The following is a 23,423-nucleotide window of genomic DNA, read 5'->3' on the forward strand; positions in this document are numbered from 1 at the left end:
ACCTCCACGCGCGCCATGCTGGCCAAGATGGCCCACCTGCAGCACCTCATCGACCAACGCGTGCAGAAGGCACTGCTGCATCAAGGCTGGAACGCCGACGCACGACGCTGTGAGGGGATCGAGGGGATCGGCCCCGTCACCGCCGCCGCCCTGACCCTGATCTTCCACCGCGGCGCCTTCAAGAGCGCCGATGCCTACATCGCCTTCATCGGCATGGACGTCCGTGTCCGCGAGTCAGGCACCTTCAGCGGACGACGCAAGCTGACCAAGAAAGGGGACCCGGAACTGCGCCGGTTGCTTTACATGGCCGCCATGACCGCTTGTCGATCGTCCACCTGGAAACCCTTCTACGAGCGTGCCATGGCACGTGGCTTGACCCGCATCCAGGCGCTGGTCGCGCTCGGACGCAAACTCGCACGTATCGCCTTCGCGCTGCTCAAAAACCAGTCCAACTACCGCGCCAAGGCGCATCAGATGGCTTGACCAACAACATAGAATCTCCTACAGGAAACGCCATGACCGACCTGCATGTCGCCGCCAAGCGCTGCCTCGACGCCACCGATCCGGCCGAAAAGCTGCGTCTCACCCATGAAACCTGGCAGGCGTTCCTCGCCGGCGAATTGCGCGCTGACCCCGCGTCGCCGCCGCCAGCGCCGATCGGACCGCCCGGCCGTCCCGCGAAACCGCAGCTGGTCAACGCCCGCCAGCTGCCGCAACGTGGCCTGGGCAGCGCGGAAGGCCGCGCCGCGCTGGTGCATGCGGTGGCCCACATCGAGTTCAACGCGATCAAGATAGCTACGCCAGTTTGTATGGTGTAAATTGGGGCTGTCCCAGATGGCAGGAACCCCAGCAATGGCAAAGGCTTACGCATACATCCGATGGTCAACGGACGCCCAGAGCGAAGGCGACAGCCTTACCAGACAGACCGCAGGGCTGGACACCTTCAAAGCCAGCTACCCCGACGCCGAGGTGGTGCGGAACTATGTCGACGAAGGCGTCAGCAGTTTCAAAGGCAAGAACCGCATCAGTGGTGAGCTTGCCACCATGCTTGAAGCCGTCGCCAAGGGTCATATCAGGTCAGGGGATTACATTGTTTGCGAGAGCATAGACCGACTAACCCGAGAGGGCTGGGAGGTCGCCACAGACCTAATTAGGGGCTTTGTAAAGAAGGGCATCAATCTATACACCACCTTTGACAAGCGTCTCTATGTAAGCAGTCGCCTTGAAGACTTCCTCATGATTGGCCTTATCGCAGAAAGGGCGAAGAATGAAAGCGAGACGAAATCAATAAGGATTAAAGAGGCTTGGAAGCGGAGGACAGCTAATACAGGCAAAACGCTATTCCAAGATAAAGCGCCTTTCGGGTTGTCAATCGTAGACGGTCAGTACCAAGTCAACGAAAAGGAAAAGGCAGAGATTGAAGAACTCCTCGAGGTCATCGCGTTAAGTGGTGTCAATAAAGGAATTTCAATCGTTAATCGTTATTCAACTTACCGATGGAACAAAGCAAAGGTTCACGCCCTATTGTCTAAAAAGTGGATTCTGGGCATCCATTCAAGAACCGCGAACATCTTTACCGATGTTGTCGAGAGTGGCGAGGTCATCGGCAAAAGAAGGAAGCAACAGATTGTAGAAACGACCGAGGGGTTCTATCCGCAAGTTGTTTCAAAACTTATCTTTGACCGTGCGGTTAGAGCGATGGAGGCGAGGAGCTTTCAAAAGGAAGGAGGGCGACGGTCAACCAATTTCAACAATGTTTTTAACAAAACCATCTTTTGCCATAATTGCCGGGAGGCACTTTTTTACCAGCAGGCAAAAAATCCGAACCATTCCAAGAATGAGTTTATCAGGATCTTTCATTGTCCTAACTGTCGATGGCAGATGCCTTTTGATGTTGCCTTTTATGAGTTCCTTTATTTTGTCATGCTTTCTGGAATAGGTGCCAGCAATGAGACTACAGAGAGCCACAGGGGAGGCGTAGGAGGGCGACTGACCAGCGCCCTATCCCAAGGCAAGGAAAGGCAGGCGGAGGATTTAGAGAAGCTGGAAACGGCCTACTATCAAGCCGTGGAAGATGAGCAAGCCCTATCTATCCAAGTGGAGGGGATGGACATTTTTCCAATCCCCAAAATTATCATCCAGAAAATCAAGCAGGTATCAGAGAGGGTTGCTTCCACAAAGAAAGCCTTTGAAATGGAAAAGGCCAGAGCAACAGATATTGAGATAACGCTTGATGACTTCGTGGAGAAGATGACAACCGAAAGAGGGAGGCTGGAACTTAACGCCATCATTCGGAGCTTGGAGGTTAGTTCATTCTTCCAGTTCAACAAAGAGGGCGGTACTGGATATGTCACCATTGAGAAGGATTATCAAAAAATTTGGTACAGGGAATATCAGTACGGCAAGACAAGCAAAGGAACAAGAGCAAAGGCGATGGTTGAGAAGTTCGGGTTTGATGTAATTGATTTAATGGAAGGTCGAGGCAAATAAGAAAAGGCTCCGCAAGGAGCCTTTTTCATTAACAGCGATTGAAGTTACAGAATTGCGGGAAGTCAGGAGACCATGCAGAGCAATCGCCCGACGCGGAACAAGCCCGAACTTTCACATTCACAGCCCAAACGCCAAAACTGTTTGGGATTTGACAGACGCTTTGAGGAAGCGCTTTGGTCATGTTAGCGACTTGAGTTGAGCCTCCAGTAGTAGCCATTCCACCAATTACAGTATAAGCCGTACCAATCGGAAGGAAGTAATAACCAGAGTTTAGAGTAGGGAGATTTTCAGTAATCACTGAGGAATAGAGACCGCTTGTTGCCACTTTTTGAACCGTCGCATTGAAAATAGAAGCGGGTGGATTGATACCGCAGCTTATTCCCATTTCATAAGTAGCCGCATTTTTGTCAGGAGAAACGACGACGTTTACGCCCCACATTGAATAAAGCACCTTGGGCGAGGAAGGGACAGGATAGACAGAAGCCGGTGGTTCTGGAGGCGGTACGGTTGCGCCACCTACCGCTGGCGTAGGGGCGACTGTAGAAGCAGGAGGCTGGGAGGTTGTAACGATTTCTCCCTGACCACCATTCAAAGAACCAAGAGGAGTTAGGTTCCCTTGGTATCCACTAAAGCTTGCCGTGGTACTTCCAGTCTTCAGGTTGTTAGCAACCGAGGCAACGGAGACGTCACCAGTCAGAGCAACTTTTTCAGGAGCGGTTGTTACGACACTTTCAGGACTACCGCTAACCATTCGCGGTTGGTCTTTATTGACGGTTGTACTTCCTTCACCTTTTGCCAGAGTGCTAGCTTTGGTAATTACTGTTTGTTGTGTCTTGTCAGTTGCTTTGTAGTAAGTAGCCACAGATATAACAACGATAGAACTTATTGCTATGGCTAAGATTGTTTGAGTTAATGCTATTGCTTTCATGCTTTTAATGCTTTTCATATATCACCTATAAGGTTAGTTCCCTATGGCATGGTACTTTTCTTTTTGATTTTAATGATTATGAGGCAACGGCCTTTTTTACATGGTTACCCAAAAAGCCTTTAAGCATACCCAAAACCAAAAAGCCAAAAACCAAAGACAAGGGCAAAAAGCAAAAACCAAAGCCAAGAGCAAAAAGCAAAATCAAGAGCGTTAGCATTTGATACACCACACGCACCCCGAGCTTTTAAAATCAAAATCGAAAAAAAACGCTACCATAGGGGAAGGAAATAACGCAAAGGTGAATAACCATGATTCAAGAAATACAAGAGGGCAAGGCCCCCCAAAATGAAAATAAGTTTTTGGAAAAAGAAGGGGGCAAGGCCCCCCAAAGTGTGCAACCAGTAATTGCCATAAACACCGAAAAGGAGAGGGGCAAGGCCCCCCAAAATGACGAAGCCAAAAGGCGGGTTTGGATAGAACTGGCGAACAAGGATATAAGGCGTATCAAGCGAATGCAGGGCATCGCGGTCAGCGATTCCAAGAAGAACCAAGCGCTCAACTCAACGGCAGTTGAGAGTTTCATTCAAGAGCAATTGAAGCGAAGCAAGGAGCAGGCAAGGGTCTACATTGACGACTTTGCGGAGGAGGTGGCATCGGTATTCGCGCAGCAACTTCGAGCGAATGTCTTTGGGATTGAGGCGGAAAACCTGAAGAAAGAGCTGAAGGAGGTCAAAGCAAAAAACCAAGCCCTGATAGATTTTTGTCAAGAATTAGGCGTTACGCCTCCCACAGAATGAGGTGACGCCATGTTAACTATCACAAACCTTAAAGGAGAAGATTACAAGGCATACATCCTAAACGAAGTTGTAAAAATTGACGAAACACCAAATAACGCAGCTGACTACTACGCCAAAAAAGACGGAGTTTCACCTTTTCCTAACTCCTTTAGAATGGAAGGAGAAGCCGCAAAGGCGTGGGGAATTGATGGAGACTTTGAAGCGAATAAGGATATTTTTGCCAAACTTTACGACGGTTTAGACCCAGCGACTGGCAAGCCTTTAACTCAAAATCAAGATAAGAAATACAAAGTTGGAGACAAGATTAACGGGGAGGAGTTGAAGGAGGGCGATAAAAGAATAGGTAGAATTAAAGAGCGACGCGCTGGGTTGGATTGCACTTTTAGCGCTCCGAAAAGCATATCAATTGCTCTGGCAAAGGCTCTGGCCGATGGAGATGAAGCAAAAGCTAACGCCATTCTCCAGGCCCACCGTGAGGCAGTCTCTTACGCGATGGAGGAGATGGGGAAGGGAGCAATTACCCGAGCTGGCAAGGGCGGAAAGCAAAAACTCAAAGGGAATAAATTGATTTACGCGATAGTAGATCATTTTGACGCGCGTCCGGTGGGTGATAATCCACCAGATATGCAGCTACATAGTCATGCAATTCAGTTCAATATGGCAATAGGCCCCGATGGTAAATGCCGAACCATTGAAGACCTTTCAATGAACCAGCAAATCAAATCAGGCGGAGCGTTGTACCGTGCCAAGCTGGCAGAAGGTCTCCAAAAAGCAGGGCTGGCAATAAAGAATGTTAGGGAAGTGGGTGAGTTTGGAGCCACGGAAAGCGTCACGATGGAAGTTCAGGGCGTGGGAGAAGAAGCAATCAAGACCTTTTCCAAAAGGCAAAAGGAGGTTTTGGATGTCATGATTGAGGAGAATATCCCAGCCTCCCAAATGAGAAGCAAGGTCAAGGAAATAAGGAGTGGTAAAGGAACTTTCTCCCACATGGATATGATGGAAGATTGGAAACGACAGATGGACGCTTTGCCAGCGGATCAGTTCAGGTTCAATGAAAAACTAAAAGACGAACTCTCCGAAATCGTCAGCGATCAGCAAATACTCGACTACGCCCACGACTTCAAAAAGAAAACGTTTTTAACGGAATACGATATTAAAGCCGTTATTGCTCAGGTCTATACAGGCCACCCTGACGCTATAACCAAGATTGAGGAGACTTCAAAACGGATCCTTCAAGGTGAATTGGTGGCGAATTGTTCCAAGCCAAACGGCTTGGATGAGGCGCTTTATTGCTCAAAAAAGCTAGCCGTCGCGGATAAGTTGATAAGGGATACAGTCAAAAAGGCCAACTCAAAGAACTCCGAAAAGCACCAAATCAAGGAGGAAATTGTAAAGGCGATGGTTGATAAATTCCAAAAGGAGCGTGGCTTTTCACCTTCAAAAGAGCAACTTGAAGCCATCCAGCAATTGACAGGTAAAGAGAGTATTTCAGTACTCCGAGGACTTGCAGGCAGCGGCAAAACGACAGCGGCTCAAATAATAGCCCAGTCTTTCGCGGCATCAGGATTCCGGGGGTATGGTTGTGCGATGGCAAATGATGCCGCTCGAAAACTTGAAGAGGAGACAGGACTCAAGAGCAGTTCAATCGTCAAACTTCTTGGAGACATTGAAAGAGGAGCCGTTAAGGTCGATTCAAAAACCTTTATCTACATTGACGAGGTGGGCATGGTTGACCTCGACACGACAGCAAAACTTATCAACATCCAGCGCGAAACGGGATGCCGTATGATTTTGGCGGGCGACTCCTCCCAACTTTCTCCAGTCGGACCTGGGTCAGGCTTGCGCGTTTTGGAGGAGTGTATCAACCCCGCAGAACTTAAAGAGATACGACGCCAGAAGAAAGAGAAGAACAAAGAGCTTGCAATACAGATCTACGGGATAGACAGCAAGACGGTTGACAATATAGAGAATAAGGAAATTAAAGAACGATTAGCCGCCAAGTGGATTGACGAAATGAAGAAAGAGGACATGGTGGCTATTTGTGAAACGGAATTACATGCCGTCGAAGAAGTAGCCCAAGCCTATGTGGACAACCCGAAGGGTGAGAAGGATAAGTTGGTTATAGCGACAACAAATGATAGCGTCAGGTATTTGAATAAGAAAATACAATCAATGTTGGTTGATAAGGGTGCGAGGCAGGCGGAGGTCTTAAATACCGTAGGGGAATACGATTACAGGGAAGGCGATAAGGTGCGGTTCAACAACACAAGGAAGCTGGACGGCGGCAAGGTCATCAACGGAACGCAGGGAACCGTGGTCGGGCAGGATGAGCAAGGCAGGCTTATCGTTGAAACCGATACAAAAAACAGGGTTGTCGTTCCCGATGACTTCAAGTACATGCAACTCAATTACGCTATCACAGTGCATAAAAGTCAGGGACAAAGTATTGAAGATGTGATGTTCTACTGCGACGGGCAGGTTAATAGGAACATGGGTCTAGTGGCGTACACCCGCCACTCCCAAACATTCAAGCTTTACGGAAAAGAGGCCATTGTTGAAGGTCTAAAAACCAGTCTGGCGCAGAAGGATCTTTCGGACGGCGTGTATCAGTTCATAAGGGATGAGGATAAGGAAGCCGTTGACCGACTTTACCAAGAACAGTACCTGACCAAGGAAGCCAGAGCCGTTACCCAGGCCCAAGATTTCGGACTTGACCCCTTGCTGATGACGAAGGCAACCGAGGTCATGAAGCGCCAACTGGAAGCCCAGAGAGAGCCTCCACGGGAAACCCAGAGGGAAAGGATAGAGAGGGAGCGGAAAGAAGCGAGGGAGGCACTGTGGGCGGAAAGGCGAGCCACGGTGGGGGTAGCTGTTGACCGATGGTCAAAGGCACCTATCAAAGAGGAAGAGAAACGGAAACGGAAGAGAAATAAAGGTTATGGGTATTAATTCTGAAAAAATGGTTACCATAGGGCTACCGTTGTGAGACGGTATGTATCACCAATGTTGTTACTTCTCGAACGAAGCCCCAGAAATGGGGCTTTTTTCGTGGGAGGTAATAAACGATTACCGAGAATTGGATTGACGCTCTTTCTTTGCTTCAAAGAATAAACGGCGGGCGTTGTTTACAGTTATATTCATAGCAGTTGCTACCTCACCGTAGGGCTTGCGTTGATTGTGTCTCAAATCAAAAACAGTCTTACGACGGTCAGCGGCCCGCTGGAGGAAGTCCTCCCTCCTTTCGGCAACGATGTTTCTAATCGTTCGAACGCAAACGCCGTGCTTTGAGGCTAATTCGCGGGTTGTGATATTTGGATGACGCTTTCTTATTGGCTCTTTCATAAAATGTCCTTCATAATTTCATAGGTTAAATCCATCTGGTTTGATTGTCTAATAATCAGCCCTTTTGATGATCGCCTTGCTTGTACTTCCGCAAACTTCGCGGGCGACATATGTTTCCAAGTCCATTTGGCAACGCTTCGGGCGGTAGCCCTTACTTCTGACAATGGTAACGATGCTTGAAATTGCCCATTCATGGAATTGGCTTTTTCAAGGCATCCACTCAACCAAGCTTCATAATTTGAATATTGAAACCGTGCTCGATAAGCCCAGTGGCGGAGGTCGGTAAACAGCAAGACATTCCTACCCTCACCGATGGCCTCCCCACGATGCCTGACTCGCGGTAACTTGGCGGGGAGATAACTCCGCAATTCTTCTAAATCGTACGCGTCACGGCGACCGTAGAAGGTGCGATGCGTTGAATGGAGAGGATTTTTAGTTAGGCGGTGGCCGTAGGCTGGGTCAGCGCCTAACGCGGTAGACATAGCATGTTCAACGCTTGCCATAAACACTTGGGGCCACTGACGGGAAATTATGCTTCTGGAAACAGGCACAGATAACGCATACCCAAGATGGGCGTGGGCGTTCTTTGGATTTTGCGAGACCCAATTAGGTTCCGGCATCATCGCGTCTTTCCACGCGACTGCAGCCTGCGGACGGTCAATATCAAAGACCATCGCCCAAACCCTATTTTTTGAATTGGGGTCAAGGTATCTACATTCTACGGCGTCAGCCTTTGAACGCTTATACATCCCTGAATCGAAATCATCGCAGGCGTATATGAATTGACCTAAATTAGCCTCAAAGGCTTTATTATCGTAAACATCGTATTGCATGACACATAACCAATTATTGTTGTTATTCTGGTTATATGGTAGCGATTATTTTTGATTTTAATATGCATAGGCATTTTTCCATATCAGATATATTGCCCAAAAGGGCAACCCGCCCCGCCCTGTGGGCGAAGCCAAACCCCACCCCCCACCGCCAATCCCCTTTTGGGCAACCCCGACCCATTGCCACCATTAAGGGCATTGAGGAACCGCCATAATCCCAAGAGGGAGGGCGGGACTATTTCCCAAATAGAGGGAGATCCCAATTATTCCGTAGAGGGGGCATTATTTCCCTAAATGTAAAGGGCATGGTTCCAATGGATAGGGATAATCCCCAATATATGAACAAAAATCCCTTTTTCGGTGTTTTTGCCCCCTCGGTGAGCGTTTGAGCGTCGCTGTGGGCGTTCCAGCATCAAGCGGGCGTTACGGTATGGCCGTGGGCTTGTGTGCGCCTTACGGCGCTTTTAAGGGCGCTTCGCATGGGCAGAGCCAAGAGCAAGAGCGTTGGCTGGCATCATCAAGCGCCTGAGCCGTAGGCAAATAGGCGAAGCCCCATTAAGGCTCTTCAAAAGCGGGTTGTCGAGAGTAGGAGCTGGAGCCACAGCCAGAGCGTGGAGCGGTTGGCCGTCCCTACGGGACACGAGCAAAAACACACCGAGTAAATGGGTATGGTCAAGGAACCTGGCCTGGGATGCGGTGTACCGCTACCGCGGCATGCCGGCGGACTACTACCGCGACTGGGCCAGCTGCGCACACGACGAGGCACGCCACTTTACGCTGCTGTCCGACCGGCTGGCCGAGCTCGGCTATGCCTACGGCGACTTCGATGCGCACAACGGCCTGTGGGAAATGGCCGAGAAGACCGCCGGCCACGACACCGCGCGGATGGCGCTGGTGCCGCGCGTGCTGGAGGCACGCGGGCTGGACGTCACCCCCGGCATGATCGAGCGGCTGCGCGGCCTCGGCGACGAACGCACGGTGGCGATCCTGGAAGTGATCCTGCGCGAGGAAGTGGCCCACGTCGCCGCCGGCACCCGCTGGTACCGCCACTGCTGCGAACGCGACGGCCTCTACCCGATCGAGACGTTCTTCACCCTGCTGCGCGACTACATGGGCGTGAATCTGCGCGGGCCGTTCAACCGGCCGGCGCGGCTGCAGGCGGGCTTTGTCGAAGCCGAGCTGGATCGATTGGCGGCGTTGGCCGCAGAGTTGCCTGGCGCGACCGGGAGTTTTCAGTCTTGCTCAAACCGTCCGTGAAAACGGGGATAGAACCCGCGCCCGGTTTCGTCTGGCGAGTGAGATGAACTTGGCGGTCAGCATCAAGCCCCAGATGCGGGCGTTGACGAACAACGAATCGCTCTTGCCAAAATATGATTCCCTGTTCGCCTCGCTGAGCTCGGGCATCTCGCGCCTTCGCGTGCACGCGCGCCACAAGCTCGGCTGCGCGCGAGAGCGAGACCGCGTTCTGCAGCAGGCGCTGCGGCCTGGCCCAGCAACTCGTTCATCGTTTCGGTTTCGCCGCGGTAGTGAGCTGCTGCCATACGCGACCGAATTCACGCCCAAAAAATCGGACGTTGCGTCAACGGGTGTCGGATCCGAATTTTGCAGCGCACGGCGACCCGACTAAACCCGATTGAAACGAAGTCCCTCGGCGCGCGTTTGCAGCCATCGCTCGGCATACGAGGTGCCGGCGCTGTTCAGCTCGAGCAGGACCAGTTCGTCGCGCTCGCGATCGAGCCAGCCGGAAAGACTGGTCGCCCGCGCGGTTGCAGCCGTGGCAATAGTGACAGCCTGCCGCGGCAAGTCCGTGGTGGGTGCTTCGTTGTCGGTCAAACCGACGAGACGACCCGTCGCGCCGTCGCGGCCGACGAAGTTGCCGTCGATGTCGCCGTGGACGTCGATGCTCAATTGCAGGCGCAGATCGCCCGCAATGGAGGAGACCCACGTGCCGCTCAGCGGACTTGACGCGTCCGGCTCGGCGCGATCGGTGGCTGCGGCGGTGATTTCGAGTGCGCCGTCGCCGGAAACGTCGAAGTGAAGCTTGTCGATGTGGAATCCCGGCGTTGGGCCGCGGTCGCTCGCAGTACTGACCACGAGGTTGTGCAGCAGGAGCAGGCGCGGACCTTGTTGCGTCTGCAGGAGCTGGCCTCCCATGCCCGATACCCAATGCCTGCCATTGTCGCTACTGCTGCCGATCGGGCGCCAGCTGATCGACAGCGCGATGCCTCGGCCTCTCGTTTCATCAGTCGCAGCGGCGACGCAGCCGCGTACACGGTATTCCCCGCTCGCACCGGTATGCGAGCGGTAGACGCCGCGCAGATTGCTCCCGGACGTCGCGCCAGGCAGCAAGCCAGCGCGTTCCCTGTGAACCGAGCTATAGATGCCTTGCAGGCTGCCGTCGATCTCCGCCTGCAGACGCATCAGCGAATCGTATTCGTTGCGCCAGAGCGGGCCGGCGATCACGGACGTCGTGTTGTCGTCAGCCATAGATTTCCGCCACCCGTTCGCGACTGATATAGCCGTTCTTGATATCGTCTTCGACCGCAGCGCGTGCGCGCTTCTTCGGGTCGCCGTAGCCGGCGCCGCTCGCGGTGACGATGCGAATCACGTCGTCGCGATTGACGGTGAGCGTATTGACGATGGCCAGATTCTGCGCTTCGCCGTTGGCACGGATTACGCGGATGTAGTTCGCCGAACCTTCCTTGCCGCCGCGCATCGCCCAGGGGCGGTGCTTATTGCGCGAGTACGACGCGGTGAGAAAGCAGTTGTCGCTGCGCACGCGGTATTCGAGCACGATGCCTTTGCCACCGCGATGTTCGCCTTCGCCGCCAGGTTCGTCGTTGAGGGATAGGCGGTCGACGTAGAGGCCGTAGCGTGTCTCAGCGATCTCGACCGGGCAGTTGAACGTCTCGCCGTGCATCGAGCTGAACATCGCGTTGTTACCGTCGCCCTGCGCGGAACCGCCCCAGCCACCGATTTGTGGTTCGACTATGGTGAAATAGCGCCCTGTGTCCGGATTCGTGCCGCCAATGAATGTGCCGCAGATGCTGGAGAAATGACCGCTTGGCAGGCGATCTCCGAGATGTGGGGCCAGGCATCGCCAGAGCAGGTCGTACAGGCGCATGCCGACTTCGTAATAGATGCCGACCGCGGCCGGCTCCTGCGCATTGAATACGCTACCCGGGCGGGTCAGCACCTGCAGTGGGCGGAACGTGCCGCCGTTGGTCACGCCATAGGAGCCGGTGATGTTCTTGAAGATCATCTGCGCGGAGACGATGCTGTCGTCGTGGCTGCAGTTGTTCGGGCCGGTGTCCTGGTCGGGGTTGTCGCGTAGGTCGACGATGAAGGCGTCGTCGGTGATCTCGATCGTCGCCTTGTAGACGACGCCGGAATCCTGCTCTTCCTCGATCGAGTAGCGGCCCTTCGGCAGTGCGCGCAAACCGTTGCGTGCCACCTGCTCGCCGTAGTCCATGAATTGCTTCATCGCAGCTATGAAAATGCCCTTGCCGTACTTGGCAACGAGCTCTTCGATGCGCTTGGCGCCGATGCGCGCGGAGGCTACGCCGGCCCAGAGGTCGCCTTCGAGGAAGGCCGGCAGGCGTGTGTTGACGCGGATGATGTCGAGTACGGCACGGATCGGCAGGCCGCGGTCGATCAGCTTCACTGCCGGCAGGCGCAGGCCTTCCTGGAAGATCTCCTTCGCTGCGGGCGAAAGCGAGCCGGGGAACGCACCGCCGACGTCGTTCCAGTGCGCGATGTTCGCGGTCCAGGCGACAATCTCGCCATCGGCGAACACCGGCATCAGCAGGATGTTGTCGTTGAGGTGGGTGACGCCGCCGTAGTACGGATCGTTGGTGATGAATACGTCGCCGGGCTGGATGTCGCCAGATTTTGAATGCAGTTCGAGCACGCGCTTGACGGACTTGTCGAGCACACCAACGAAGCCTGGAATGCCCGCGCCGCTCGAAGCGAGGTTGCCCTTGCCGTCGGTAATGCCGGTACCGGCATCGAGCACCTCGTAGATGACCGCGCTCATCGCGGTCTTGCGCAGTGCGGCGAACATCTCGTCGGCGATTGCCTGAAGCGAGCTCTGGATGATTTCGAGCGTGATCGCATCGCTCGCGCTCAGGATCTTGCTGGAATCAATCATGACGAAACTCCTCCGTGTCGAGGTCAACGATGACGTTGCCGTAGTCGTCGATGCGGACACGGTTGCCGGGGTGGATAAGTATTGTCGTGCCCGAGGTTTCGATCACCGCGGGGCCTCGGAACTGCATGCCGGGTTCGAGCAGGGCTCCATCGTAGATATCGGCGGTATGCTCGCCCTGCGTCGCATAATCGACATCGCGCCGGCTCTTGAGTGCCTCGCTCACCTTGCGTCCGCTGACCGGCAGCTTGGCTGGCTGCAGTTTGCCGACGTCGGCGAGTGCGACCAGATGTAGGCCGATGAACTCGACCGCGGCGTTGAGGCGATAGGTGTATTCGCGTTCGTAAACCTGATGAAATCCGATCGTGATCGAAGCGATGGCGTCTGCGTCGAGCGCGCCATCGGGCATCATGACTTCGACATGATGTTCCTGATTCTCGTAGCGCAACTTGGCATAGCGGAGGAACTTCACGCGTTCGGGCGCGATGCCCTCGGTACCGAACTGTTCGAGTGCCATTGCGGTGCTCTCGCCGAACAGGGCTTCAATCGCGCCGGCGTTCGTGCCGTCGAGCGGAATGAGCCGGCTGACGAAGAAGTCGCGACGCAGCTCGCTCATCAACATGCCCCAGGCGCTGAACACGTCGGCGGCACGCGGGATGACGACGCGGCGCATATTCAGTTCGGTCGCGAGCGAGACCGCGTGCATCGGGCCGCCACCGCCGAAAGCGACGAGGGTGAAGTCACGCGGGTCGTGACCACGGTTCATCGACACGAGCTTGAGCGCGTTGACCATGTTGTGATTGGCGATGCGCACGATGCCTCGTGCGACTTCGATGGGACTCATGCCGAGGCCCACAGCGAGCGGTGCAAGCGCGCGGTCGACCGCGCCGAGATCGGCCTGGATCGTGCCGCCGCAGAAATACTCCGGATTGATTCGGCGCAGGGCGAGGTTGGCGTCGGTCGTCGTCGCCTGCGTGCCGCCGCGCCCGTACGCGGCCGGGCCCGGCGTCGAGCCGGCCGACTTCGGGCCAACGCGCAGTTTGCCGAACTCGTCGAGCCAGGCGATGCTGCCGCCGCCGTTGCCGATCTCGACGAGGTCGACCACTGGCACCATGATCGGGTAGCCCGCGCTCGTTGCGCCGCGCTCGATCCAGTAGTCGGTCATGATGCGCACCTGGCCGTTCTCGATCAGGCTGCACTTGGCGGTGGTGCCGCCGATGTCGAGCGCGAGAAGGTTCGGCTCGCCGATCAGGCGACCGAGTTCGGCGGCGCCCCAGAAACCGCTCGCCGGGCCCGATTCGACCATCGTGATCGGAATGCGGCTGGCGCGCTCGATCGAATCGACGCCGCAGTTGGACTGCATCACATAGAGCTGACCCGCCAGACCTTCATCGTTCAGGCCTCGCTTCAAGTCGGCAAGATAACGCCCGGCGATTGGCTGCACGTAGGCCGAGAGCACGGCAGTGTTGGTGCGCTCGTATTCGCGCCATTCGCGTGTGATCTGATGCGAGGCGACCGCGCTGACCTCGGGCCATAGGCGTCGCACTTCGTCGAGTACGCGCACTTCGTGAGCGGGATTGGCGTAGGAGTGCAGCAGACAGACTGCGATTGCAACGACGCCTTCGCGGCGGAAGTCCTCGACGATCGCCGGCAGTGCGGAGAGATCGAGCGGCGTGCGCTCCGCACCGTTCGGCCCGATGCGTCCGGGCAATTCGCGACGCAGATGGCGCGGCACGAAGCTTTCCGGTTTGCGATAGCCTAGATTGAAGAAGTCGGGTCGGTTGCCGCGCGCGATCTCAAGCGTGTCGCGGAAACCTTCGGTAGTGATCAGCGCGACCTTTACGCCCTTGCGTTCGGTCAGCGCATTGATGACGACCGTGGTGCCGTGGGCGAGGAATGCGACTTCGCGCACCGGCACCTTGGCTTTGGTGATGACGTTCAGCACGCCGCGCTCGAAGTTCGGCGGCGTGGTGTCGGTCTTCGCCGTGATCACTTCCTGATGCCCGTTGTGCGGGTCAGTACGGAAATAGACAAGGTCGGTGAACGTGCCGCCAACGTCGGTGGCGACACGGATGGTAACGGGTGTGGACATGGGAATCCTCGACGGTTCGGCGGCCCGCTTGGGGCTGCCACCGTGCGTTCAGAAGTAGTTGTAGCGGAAGTCGACGCCGAACGTGCGCGGAACGCCGATGTCGGCGAATCCGCCGAGCACGTATTCAGCGTTGTACTTCGTGTTGGTTGCGTTCTTCGCCCACAACCCAACGCTCCAACTGCCGTCGTGCGACTCGATACCCATTCTCAGGTTCAGCAGACCGAACGCATCGCGCGAGCGGGTGTCACCCGGGTCCCAGTACTGCTGGCCGATGCGCTCGTAGTCGATGCGTATGAGGCCGTTGAGCGCACTGTTCAATGTCGGTGTGTATTGGATGCCGACATTGGACGTGTAGCGCGGCACGTACGGCGCGCTTTTGCCGGCGGCGCCCGGTTCCAGGGCAAAGCGCTTGACGTCACTGAGCGTGTAGCCGTAGCCGCCGTAGATGGTGAGGTCCTTGCGCAGGCGGTATTTCGCGTCGATTTCGTAGCCATCGAGATCGACCTTGTTGAGATTGGTCAACACTTGCGTGCCTAGCTGACCGACGAAGACGAAGTACAGCATGTTGCTCACGTTGGTGTGGAACACGCTGCCGTCGATTTGCAGGCGGCCATCGTCCAGGCGGCTCTTGAAGCCCGCTTCCAGACTCTTGGCAGATTCGGGTTGGTACAGGTCGGTGACGCCGACCAGCCCAGCCGAAGCGGCAACGGCGCCGGTGCCGGCCTGGTTGAAACCGCCGCTGCGGAAGCCTTCGCCATAGCTCCCGTAGAAGCGAAGACTGTCGTTGGCCTTCCACGTCAGCGTCAGCTTGGGCTGCCATTTCTCGAAGACGGCGTTGCGTACCTGCCCCGAAGCGGGATCGAAGGCCAGGGGGGCGGAGTTTTTCTGGGAGTGGTCTTCGCGGTCGTAGCGCAGCGCTGCGGCGAGCTCGAGTTGCTCGGTGAGGTCATAGTCGACCTGACCGAACACGGCACTCGCCTTCTGCTCGTTATGGTCGGCGAGAAATATGGTGGTTGGATTGTTGCTGTTGGGGCCGGCGGGAACTTCCTTGATCGGCAGGAGGCCCAGGCCCAGATCGAGTCCATCCGAAGAAGACAGATAGCGGCGGCCGTACAGATAGTAAGCACCGACGATCCAACGCAGGCGCTGTTCCGACGGCGAGGTCAGGCGCAACTCGAATTGCGTGGCATTCGTCGACAGGTACTGGGTCTGCGTGCCGTCTGTGCCGGGACCGTAGGGAGAATTCGCCGAGATGGCTGGCGAGTAGGGGAACTGATCGCCGGCAAACAACTCATTGACATGGTCGTAGCCGACGATGCCGGTTAGCGTCGCGAACGGAAGCGTGTAGTCGGCCTTGACCGAGAAATGATCGAGCACGCGCTTGTCGAAACCCAGGTTGTTCGCGCGAATCGGGATCGAAGTGTTGTTCGGGTCGTCGACGCCGTACAGCGGCTGGAACACATAATTGAGCGCGCCGCCCGAGGTGCGCGAGCTGCTGAGTTGGGTGTCGATGGTGAGGTCGTCGTTTACGTTGGCGATGATCCGTGCGCGGAAGTTGTGGTCGCGCTCGTAGTCCACCTTCCTGTCGAGGTAGGTGTTATCGATCAGGCCATCGAAGTTGCTCGCCGAGCCGGCGAGGAGGTATTTCACCCTGCCGTCGCCGATCGGTCCGCTGACGCTGAACATCGAATTCGTCAGGCCGCCGTTGCCGACGCCAGCCTTGAACGTCGCGGCGAAGTCATCGCCCGGCGGCGTGGTGGTGATCAGGATTGCACCGCCTTCCGCATTGCGCCCGTAGAGCGCGCCCTGCGGCCCCTTGAGCACCTCGATCGCATCGATATCGTACAACTGTTGGTTGAACTGGTTCGGGCTGATCTGCTGCACGCCATCGACCACCGTCGCCACCGGCGGCTCGCCGTTGCGCACCTGAGTGATGCCGCGGACTGTGAGGAAGCTGGATCCCGAATTCTGTGCCTGGACCATGCTCACGTTCGAGGTGAGCTGAACGAAATCGGCCGGCGTGTTGATGCTTGCGCGTTCGATTTCCTGCGCAGTGAAGGTGGTGATCGCGATCGGCACATCCTGCAGCGATTCGCTGCGCTGGCGCGCGGTCACGGTGACTTGTTCGAGCGTTACCTTGTTCTTATTGGCGTCGTTCGCGGTGGAGGGTGCAGTTGCCGCGTCGGTTGCCGCGCTATTCGCGCTGTTCTTCTCACCGTCGGAAGGAGCTTGTTGGGCGAAGCCGCTGCCCGCGCCCAGGGCGAGGGCGATCGCTATGCTCAACCGCGCAGGCGTCAAACGATGGTTAGCTCTCATGTGGAGACCTGTTGGCGAAACGGACAATTCCGTCGCCCACGAGAATGATGACAAGAAGACGTGTCTGTCCACGGCGGTCGAGAGTAGGCTGCGATCAGAGCGCGAACAGGGCATACCCGATCGGGTGGCTGGTGCGGCGGAGGTTTGGAAAGAACTTTTCCCGTTTATCCGGTCACACGACATGAAGAAACAGCATTTGCGCGAAAATGTGAAAACCCGAAGGGGCGGAAAAATAATCGGCGAAGAGTTTTTCTTGCCATCTTCGCGCTTTCGCATGAAATCCCTGCTGATCCGTGGGCGATGAAGAATCTGCCTGATCGGGTAGGCGAATCCTCTTTGCCCTGACATGCCCACCCTTGGCGCCCATTGAGGAAGTCTCCTTTCCGAGTCTAGATTTACATCGCGGCTGATCGGTCGACTGTGGATGCGGTGCGACTTTTTTGAATCCGGGAGTATTGCGATGACTGAACAGCCGACAATTTTGGAGTCTCGACTCTTCCGTATCCCATCGAGGCGACCCCACCGCGATGATGGCCTCAAGTCTGGCATCGAGGGGATGGTGTCATGATCGGCGGCTCGACGATACAAGCCGAACTGGCCTCGATCCGGCCCTGGGCGGAGCGCGCACCGGCCATCGACGCCGAAGAGCGGCAGGAACGCATCGAACGCGCGCGTCGGCTGATGGCGGATGCAGGCGCCGATGCGTTGCTGATTGGCGCCGGCCACAGCCTGTCCTATTTCACCGGAATCGGCTGGGGAATGATCGAGCGGCTCGTGGCGATGGTGCTGACCCCGCGCGGACACCCTTACCTCGTTTGTCCGGCGTTCGAACAGGGTTCGCTCGAAGCGATCCTCACGATAGACGTCGATCTGCGGCTGTGGGAGGAGCACGAAAGCCCTTCATCGCTGGTCGCCGGTATCCTACGTGAGACCGGAAGTGCGAACCTCGCGATCGACCCGATATTGCCGTTCGGCATGGCCGAGCAATTGCGCTACGCTTCGCCGTCCGTCAGGATTTTCGATGCCGCACCGATCATCGACGGCTGCCGCGCAATCAAGTCGCCCGCCGAACTCGCGCTGTTGCAACAGGCCAAGCGCATGACCCTGGAAGTGCAGCGGCGCGCGGCGCGCATTCTCGCTCCAGGTATGCGGACCAGCGAGGTACGGCGCTTCATCGACGAAGCACACAAGGCGATCGGGAGTGCCGGCAGCACCTTCTGCATCGTCCAGTTCGGCCGATCGACCGCGTTTCCGCACGGCCTGCCGGGCGACGACGTTCTCTGTGAAGGCGACATGGTGCTGATCGACACGGGCTGCGCAGTGCAGGGCTACAACTCCGACATCACCCGCAGCTATGTGTTCGGCCGGGCCGACGACGAGAAGCGCAGGATCTGGGAGATCGAAGCGGAGGCGCAGATCGCGGCCTTCGAGGCCGTCCGTCCCGGCGTCCCCTGCGAGGAGATCGATCGCGTTGCGCGCGCGCTGCAGGAGCGGCACGGCCTTGGCCCTGGCTACCGATTGCCCGGAATGCCGCATCGGACCGGCCACGGCATCGGCCTTGCGATCCACGAGGCGCCGTACCTGGTGCGCGGTGACCGCACGCCGTTGCGGCCAGGCATGTGTTTCTCCAACGAGCCGACGATCGTCGTGGCCGGCAAGTTCGGCGTTCGCCTCGAGGACCATTTCTACGTCACCGAGAACGGGGCGGCCTGGTTCACCGAGCCGTCGCCCGCGATCGACCGGCCTTTTGCCGAATGAGCGATGGATTGACTGGAAGAACGGAAATGCCTGAGACCTTTCGCGCGGTCCGGTTCCACCGCATGGGCAATCCACCGGAAGTGCTGGTGGTAGACTATTTGCCGTTTCGGGAATTGAAGACAGATGAAGTCCGCATCCACGTGATGGCGTTTTCCCCTTCAGTCGCGCCGACTGGCCGTTCTTCCGCAGAGACCGTTATTTCCCGCCGCAGCTCCCGTTCCGCATTGGCTCCTATTTGCGCGGGAACGGTCATGGCGATGGGCAGCCGCACCGACCGGAGCGGGGACATGCCGGGCGGGGCCACGTCGACGGCTGCCGAGTTCCCGCGGCATTTTTCCGGTGATCGCCATTGGGCGGGCCTGGATTTCCTCGGACCGACGCGGCGGTCGGTGCCGCATGATCCGGGTCCAACAGGGGCGACCGGTCTGGCCCTCGATATGGTGGCTTGAAAATATGGCTGCGGTGCAGGGCGGGCCGTATTCCGTGGGTGCTGCGGGGGTGAGGTCCTCGCGCGACAGGATCAGTCGAGTGCGTCCAGCGGCAAAGCGAGCCGATGCGCCGCAGACAGCGCGGCAGTGCGCGAGTCGACGCCGAGCTTGCGGTAGATCTGCTTCAGATGGAATTTCACCGTGTTCTCGGACAGGCCGAGCAGGCATCCGATCGCCTTGTTCGAGCGGCCGTGGTGGAGTTCGCGCAGCACGTCGAGTTCGCGGCCGCTGAGCACGCTCGCGTCGTCGGCGTGTTGCGTTCGCAATTCGCGCTGCACGCGCAGGAGAAAGGCGCGTGCGGCGCCCAGCGGCGGCAGGGCGCGGCCGTCGTTGAGCGCTTCGCGAATCAGCGCTTCCGCCGAAGGTGGCAGGTTGAAGAACAAGCCCACGGCGTCTGTGCCACAGGCGAAGTCGAGCGCGGCGGAGAATCGTCCGATCGCGTCGGCAACGTCGCCTTGCCCCTTGCGCGCCAGCGCGGCGAGCATGCCGAGGTTCGCTGCCGCGGCGCGCCGGCCCTGTGTCACGCAGACGGCGATTTCGCGATCGGCCCATTGCAGTGCACGCGCGTATTGGCTGCAGGTGAGCGCGAGTTTCACCGCGGTCACTGTCCAGGCGTAGCGTTCGCGCCAACATTGGCTGGCATCAGCGCGCAGGCGCGGTTCCTCGAGTGCGGCTGCGGCCTGGCCCAGTGCGGCAGCCGGCGACGCCTTGCCGGTGTCGAGCTCGAGCTGCCAGGCATTGGCCAGGCGTTCGAGTTCGCGAAAGCCGCGCACGCGGGCATTGGCCCGGACGCGCTGCAGCATGGCGCGCCCAGCCTCGCCTCCGTTGCGCGCGAAGGCGAGGCGCGTGGCAGTTTCGTAGGCGAGTGCGTAGATGTCGAACCAACCATCCTGGCGTTCGATCGTGGCCAGCGAGGAGTCGATCAGCGCGGCCGCTTCGTCGAGGCGATTGCGATGGTAGAGCAGCGGCGCGAGCAGGCTGCCCGCGGCTGCCTTGAGCATGCTGTCCGTGCCGAAATTCGCCTCGGCCAGTTCCAGCGCGCGGTGGTAGATGTCTTCGGCTGTGTCCCATTCGCCGCGGTAATAGAGGCTTTCGCCGAGATGAAACAGGCAATAGGTCGTGCCGACGACGCAATTGCCCGCCTGCATGTTGGCTATGCCGTCGCGGCTGTAGCGCTCGGCGCGGTCGAACTCTGCGAGGGCGAGGGAATCGACTGTGCTGATCGCCTGAGCGGTGGCACGGGTGACGTAATCGTCCTCGGCGAGCGAGGCGATGAAACGGTCGATCTCCGCATGCCGTTCGGGTTTACCCGACTCGTCGAGGTAGCCGACCCACAGCGCATGCACGATCGTGTAGCTGTTGCGTTGTTCGGTGTTCAGCGTGGCCAGGCGTGGACCGATGCTCTCCAGACAGCGACGCGCGTTCGACCATTCGCCACGCTTGATGTCGAGGTAGGCCTGCAGCACGAGTAACAGCGGATCGCTCTCCAGCGTCTCGCGCGGGAACAACTTGAGCAGATTGCTGACGAAGCCCAGGCCGTGGGTCAGGATGAGTTGCCAGCTGCGCGCATCTTCGACGAACGCGATGGCACGAGCCGTCTCGGCTGCCCGCAGCGCTTGGCGTACGGCTTCGAGCAAGTCACCGTGTCGGTGCAGCCAGACGGATGCGCGCATTTGTAGAACCGCGGTGCGCTCGGGATGGGCAAGTGCGAGACGGTCGCGCAGGAAGTCGCCGAACAGCGAATGGAAGCGAAACCAGTCGCGGCCGCGATCGAGCGGAATCAGCAGGGCGTCCAGGTGGGTTAGTCGTTCGAGCAGTTCGGCGCCGTCATAGCGTTCGCGAACAGAGTCCAGCATCGGCGCATTGAAGCGGTCGAATACCGCCGCGTCCATGAGGAATTCCTGCAAATCATGCGGCAGGTCGCGCAGCACCTGTTCGCTCAGGTAGTCGGCGATCTCACCACTTCGCTCGGCGAATTCGGGCAGCGCGTGTTCGCGGCCACGTCGCATCCAGATGCGCGCGAGCTGCGATACCACTGCCCAGCCTTCGCTGCGCGCATAGAGCAGCGCGTGTTCTTCGGGTTCAAGCATGCCGTCGAACAGAGTCGCCGATTCCTGCAACGTGAACATCAGGTCGGCTGCGCCTATCGTCTGCACGAGACCGCGCGCGATCAGTGCGGAGAGGTGGATCGACGGCCGGTCGCGCGAGCTGATCGCCAGATGCAGATTGCGGCCGCCGCGACGCAGGAGGATTTCCACGATCTCCGCTGCGGAGGGGCATTGCGCGAGCTGGTAGTCGTCGAGGATCAGCACGACGGCTCCGCGGTTGGCGGCGATGCGGCTGAGCAGGGAGAGCAGGGTGGCCTTGGTAGAGGATTCGAGCAGGCCGTTCTCTGCGATCGTTTCGAGCGCGCCGACATCGAGCCCGGCGCGATGCAGCGAGAGGATGATGTTCGAGATCAATCGCGCCGGTTCGGCATCGTCCTCGTCGAGGGTCAGCCATGCAGCGGTGACGTCGGATTCGGACTGCAACTCGAGCCACCATTGCGCGAGCAGGGTGGTCTTGCCGAAGCCGGGCGGCGAGACCAGCAAGGTCAGCGCATGCTCGCGCCAGGACTTCAGGCGCGCCGACAACGCCGATCGGGTGGCCAGCGCTACGCGCTGGCTCGGCGGCTCTAGCTTGCCGACGAGGAGAATGCTCGATGCGGGCACTTTGGCGGGCTCGGACGGCATGCGGAAACCAACCTGAGGGTGATCTTGCGCCAAGCTGCATCTTGCATGGAGTGCGGCAAACAGGGAAGCCTTGTTTTATGTATCACTCGATCGGGTAGGTGACAGGAACGGGGTTATCTGCGACCCACCCCTGTGCGCACTTGGCATGGGCATTTGCGCTAACTATATTCGGATAAATGACGAACAGTGCAAGCGACGAATCGGCTCAGGGATTTGCCCATAGTGCCGTTCCGGAAGAGGCGACTGGCCCTGCGCGGACAGTCTTCTTCATCGTTGCCGGCAGCTGCTGCGGTCTGCCGGTCTTCATTCTTTCCTCCAACGTGACTGCGGGACTCGGCTTCCGCCGCGCGCTTACAGCGTTCATCGTCGGCTCGATCATCAGCGGCGTGCTCGGCGGCCTGAGCGCGTATGCCGGCGCGCGCACGCGCATGTCGTTGCCGCTGCTCGCCCAGCGCACGTTCGGTCATTGGGGCGCGCAGGTGGTCAAGCTCGCGATCGCGCTGTCGCTGATCGGCTGGTTCGGCGTCATCGTCAGCGTACTCGGCGCGACCATGAGCACCACGGTGCAGCGCGTCTTCGCCGTCACCGTGCCGCCGGCGGCGATTTCGATTCCGCTGAGCGCTCTGGTTACCTTCGTCGTGCTCAAAGGCGTCACCGGACTGGAGCGGCTCGGCCAGGTGATCGTGCCGCTTACCGCCATCCTGCTCGCGATCGCGGCAGCGCTGACGGTCGGCAAGCTAGACGCCAACGTAAGCGGGTCGGGCAGCGGCGCGCTCGGCTTCGGCGCCGCGGTGTCGGCGATCGTCGGTTCCTACATCGTCGGCATCACCATCCAGCCCGACTACGGCCGCTTCGTGCGCCGACCACTCGGCGCGGGTTTGGCCTGCCTCATGGCGCTCGGGGTGGCCTATCCGCTCGTGCTGTTCATGTCGGCGATCCCGAGCACGGCGCTCGGTCAGCCCGATCTCATCGCCGCGTTGACTGCACTCGGCATTGGTCTGCCGGCACTCGGCTTGCTGCTGACGGGCGCTTGGATGGATTCTTCGGCCTGCATGTACTCTGGCAGTTTGTCGCTGGCGAACCTGTTTCCGCGCTGGCCGTTGAACCGCATCGTCGTCGGCGTCGGCATCTTCGGCGCGGTACTCGCGCTGTTGCATGTCGAGGACCACTTCATGCCGTTCCTCGAATTGCTCAGTATTGCGCTGCCGCCCGTCGCCGCCGTGCAATGCAGCGAGGCGATCCGGCCGACGCATCCGGTGCAGAGCACCACCGATGATCCCGCATTCCGCTGGTCGGCCATTGCTGCATGGATCGTCGGTACCGTGTTCGGGTTGGCGAGCGCGCACGCGGGAATTTCAATCACCGGCATCGCTACGCTCGATTCGATCATCGGCGCGCTGGCGGCGACCATCGTGCTGCACGGGTTCGCGACGTTTGCTGCGTCCTCGCGCGTTGCCGCGGATGCTGGCAAGCTCTGAGCGGTGTGACTGTACGCGTCCG

General features: G+C 58.1%; 15 protein-coding genes and 2 pseudogenes. 10 read left to right on the forward strand and 7 right to left on the reverse strand.

Annotation, left to right across the window (positions count from 1 at the left end; genetic code table 11):
* From AC3WTD_RS03335 to AC3WTD_RS03345, 3 genes and pseudogenes are all read left to right on the forward strand, one after another.
* Positions 1–483 (forward strand): transposase (locus AC3WTD_RS03335; RefSeq protein WP_492612906.1); only part of this gene is annotated, 483 nt, incomplete at its 5' end.
* Between the two features lie 32 nt (positions 484–515).
* Positions 516–797 (forward strand): annotated as a pseudogene (locus AC3WTD_RS03340) (DUF455 family protein); the annotation flags it as partial.
* A 55-nt stretch (positions 798–852) separates the two neighbouring features.
* Positions 853–2,490 carry a recombinase family protein gene (locus AC3WTD_RS03345; protein ID WP_369491214.1) on the forward strand — a complete coding sequence of 546 codons (1,638 nt, stop codon included), beginning with the start codon at positions 853–855 and terminating at the stop codon, positions 2,488–2,490.
* 28 nt (positions 2,491–2,518) lie between these two features.
* Here AC3WTD_RS03345 and AC3WTD_RS03350 read toward each other — a convergent pair whose 3' ends face one another.
* Complete coding sequence (locus AC3WTD_RS03350; protein WP_369491215.1) at positions 2,519–3,418, reverse strand: hypothetical protein; 900 nt, start codon at positions 3,416–3,418, stop codon at positions 2,519–2,521.
* 308 nt (positions 3,419–3,726) lie between these two features.
* Here AC3WTD_RS03350 and AC3WTD_RS03355 point away from each other — a divergent pair, with 308 nt between their 5' ends.
* Positions 3,727–4,215: a hypothetical protein gene (locus tag AC3WTD_RS03355; RefSeq protein WP_369491216.1), complete on the forward strand. Its 489-nt coding sequence runs from the start codon at positions 3,727–3,729 to the stop codon at positions 4,213–4,215.
* Positions 4,216–4,224: 9 nt separating this feature from the next.
* Complete coding sequence (mobF, locus tag AC3WTD_RS03360) at positions 4,225–7,164, forward strand: MobF family relaxase (RefSeq protein ID WP_369491217.1); 2,940 nt, start codon at positions 4,225–4,227, stop codon at positions 7,162–7,164.
* Between the two features lie 389 nt (positions 7,165–7,553).
* On the opposite strand, the gene AC3WTD_RS03365 is transcribed toward mobF, so the two are convergent.
* Complete coding sequence (locus AC3WTD_RS03365) at positions 7,554–8,390, reverse strand: replication initiation protein (protein WP_369491218.1); 837 nt, start codon at positions 8,388–8,390, stop codon at positions 7,554–7,556.
* 678 nt (positions 8,391–9,068) lie between these two features.
* Between AC3WTD_RS03365 and AC3WTD_RS03370 the strand changes: the two are divergent.
* A pseudogene (locus AC3WTD_RS03370) lies at positions 9,069–9,647 on the forward strand (ferritin-like domain-containing protein); the annotation flags it as partial.
* A gap of 366 nt (positions 9,648–10,013) precedes the next feature.
* Here the strand turns inward: AC3WTD_RS03370 and AC3WTD_RS03375 are convergent.
* From AC3WTD_RS03375 to AC3WTD_RS03390, 4 genes are read right to left on the reverse strand one after another with little or no spacing between them, the layout of a single operon-like run.
* Positions 10,014–10,877 (reverse strand): hypothetical protein, encoded by an 864-nt coding sequence (locus tag AC3WTD_RS03375; protein ID WP_027492140.1) that lies wholly within the window; start codon positions 10,875–10,877, stop codon positions 10,014–10,016.
* Positions 10,870–12,540, reverse strand: a complete 1,671-nt coding sequence (locus tag AC3WTD_RS03380) for a hydantoinase B/oxoprolinase family protein (RefSeq protein WP_492612907.1) — start codon at positions 12,538–12,540, stop codon at positions 10,870–10,872. Before AC3WTD_RS03380 ends, AC3WTD_RS03375 begins: the two co-directional genes overlap by 8 nt.
* The gene (locus AC3WTD_RS03385; RefSeq protein ID WP_492612908.1) at positions 12,533–14,629 is read right to left on the reverse strand and encodes a hydantoinase/oxoprolinase family protein; all 2,097 of its coding nucleotides are present in this window, start codon (positions 14,627–14,629) and stop codon (positions 12,533–12,535) included. Before AC3WTD_RS03385 ends, AC3WTD_RS03380 begins: the two co-directional genes overlap by 8 nt.
* Before the next feature lie 48 nt (positions 14,630–14,677).
* Positions 14,678–16,912, reverse strand: a complete 2,235-nt coding sequence (locus tag AC3WTD_RS03390; RefSeq protein ID WP_051257531.1) for a TonB-dependent receptor — start codon at positions 16,910–16,912, stop codon at positions 14,678–14,680.
* Between AC3WTD_RS03390 and AC3WTD_RS03395 the strand changes: the two genes are divergently transcribed.
* The 3 genes from AC3WTD_RS03395 (at position 16,905) to AC3WTD_RS03405 (ending at position 19,152) form a co-directional block, all read left to right on the forward strand.
* Positions 16,905–17,249: a hypothetical protein gene (locus AC3WTD_RS03395; protein ID WP_185754605.1), complete on the forward strand. Its 345-nt coding sequence runs from the start codon at positions 16,905–16,907 to the stop codon at positions 17,247–17,249. The genes AC3WTD_RS03390 and AC3WTD_RS03395 overlap by 8 nt on opposite strands.
* A gap of 260 nt (positions 17,250–17,509) precedes the next feature.
* Positions 17,510–18,703: a M24 family metallopeptidase gene (locus tag AC3WTD_RS03400; RefSeq protein ID WP_492612909.1), complete on the forward strand. Its 1,194-nt coding sequence runs from the start codon at positions 17,510–17,512 to the stop codon at positions 18,701–18,703.
* 26 nt (positions 18,704–18,729) lie between these two features.
* Positions 18,730–19,152, forward strand: a complete 423-nt coding sequence (locus AC3WTD_RS03405) for a hypothetical protein (RefSeq protein WP_492612910.1) — start codon at positions 18,730–18,732, stop codon at positions 19,150–19,152.
* A gap of 71 nt (positions 19,153–19,223) precedes the next feature.
* Here AC3WTD_RS03405 and AC3WTD_RS03410 read toward each other — a convergent pair whose 3' ends face one another.
* Entirely contained in the window at positions 19,224–21,923 is a 2,700-nt protein-coding gene (locus AC3WTD_RS03410; protein WP_037089296.1) for a winged helix-turn-helix domain-containing protein, read from the reverse strand.
* A 176-nt stretch (positions 21,924–22,099) separates the two neighbouring features.
* Here AC3WTD_RS03410 and AC3WTD_RS03415 point away from each other — a divergent pair, with 176 nt between their 5' ends.
* Entirely contained in the window at positions 22,100–23,401 is a 1,302-nt protein-coding gene (locus AC3WTD_RS03415) for a purine-cytosine permease family protein (protein WP_492612911.1), read from the forward strand.
* The last annotated feature ends 22 nt before the right edge of the window (positions 23,402–23,423 follow it).

Source organism: Rhodanobacter sp. FW106-PBR-R2A-1-15 (assembly GCF_058789735.1).

Excerpts from the sequence above, each read along its gene's own strand:
- AC3WTD_RS03345 (WP_369491214.1), top strand. The coding sequence starts at position 853 with ATGGCAAAGGCTTACGCATACATCCGATGGTCAACGGACGCCCAGAGC.
- AC3WTD_RS03350 (WP_369491215.1), bottom strand. The coding sequence starts at position 3,418 with ATGAAAGCAATAGCATTAACTCAAACAATCTTAGCCATAGCAATAAGT.
- AC3WTD_RS03355 (WP_369491216.1), top strand. The coding sequence starts at position 3,727 with ATGATTCAAGAAATACAAGAGGGCAAGGCCCCCCAAAATGAAAATAAG.
- mobF (WP_369491217.1), top strand. The coding sequence starts at position 4,225 with ATGTTAACTATCACAAACCTTAAAGGAGAAGATTACAAGGCATACATC.
- AC3WTD_RS03365 (WP_369491218.1), bottom strand. The coding sequence starts at position 8,390 with ATGCAATACGATGTTTACGATAATAAAGCCTTTGAGGCTAATTTAGGT.
- AC3WTD_RS03375 (WP_027492140.1), bottom strand. The coding sequence starts at position 10,877 with ATGGCTGACGACAACACGACGTCCGTGATCGCCGGCCCGCTCTGGCGC.
- AC3WTD_RS03380 (WP_492612907.1), bottom strand. The coding sequence starts at position 12,540 with ATGATTGATTCCAGCAAGATCCTGAGCGCGAGCGATGCGATCACGCTC.
- AC3WTD_RS03385 (WP_492612908.1), bottom strand. The coding sequence starts at position 14,629 with ATGTCCACACCCGTTACCATCCGTGTCGCCACCGACGTTGGCGGCACG.
- AC3WTD_RS03395 (WP_185754605.1), top strand. The coding sequence starts at position 16,905 with ATGCTCAACCGCGCAGGCGTCAAACGATGGTTAGCTCTCATGTGGAGA.
- AC3WTD_RS03400 (WP_492612909.1), top strand. The coding sequence starts at position 17,510 with ATGATCGGCGGCTCGACGATACAAGCCGAACTGGCCTCGATCCGGCCC.
- AC3WTD_RS03405 (WP_492612910.1), top strand. The coding sequence starts at position 18,730 with ATGCCTGAGACCTTTCGCGCGGTCCGGTTCCACCGCATGGGCAATCCA.
- AC3WTD_RS03410 (WP_037089296.1), bottom strand. The coding sequence starts at position 21,923 with ATGCCGTCCGAGCCCGCCAAAGTGCCCGCATCGAGCATTCTCCTCGTC.
- AC3WTD_RS03415 (WP_492612911.1), top strand. The coding sequence starts at position 22,100 with ATGACGAACAGTGCAAGCGACGAATCGGCTCAGGGATTTGCCCATAGT.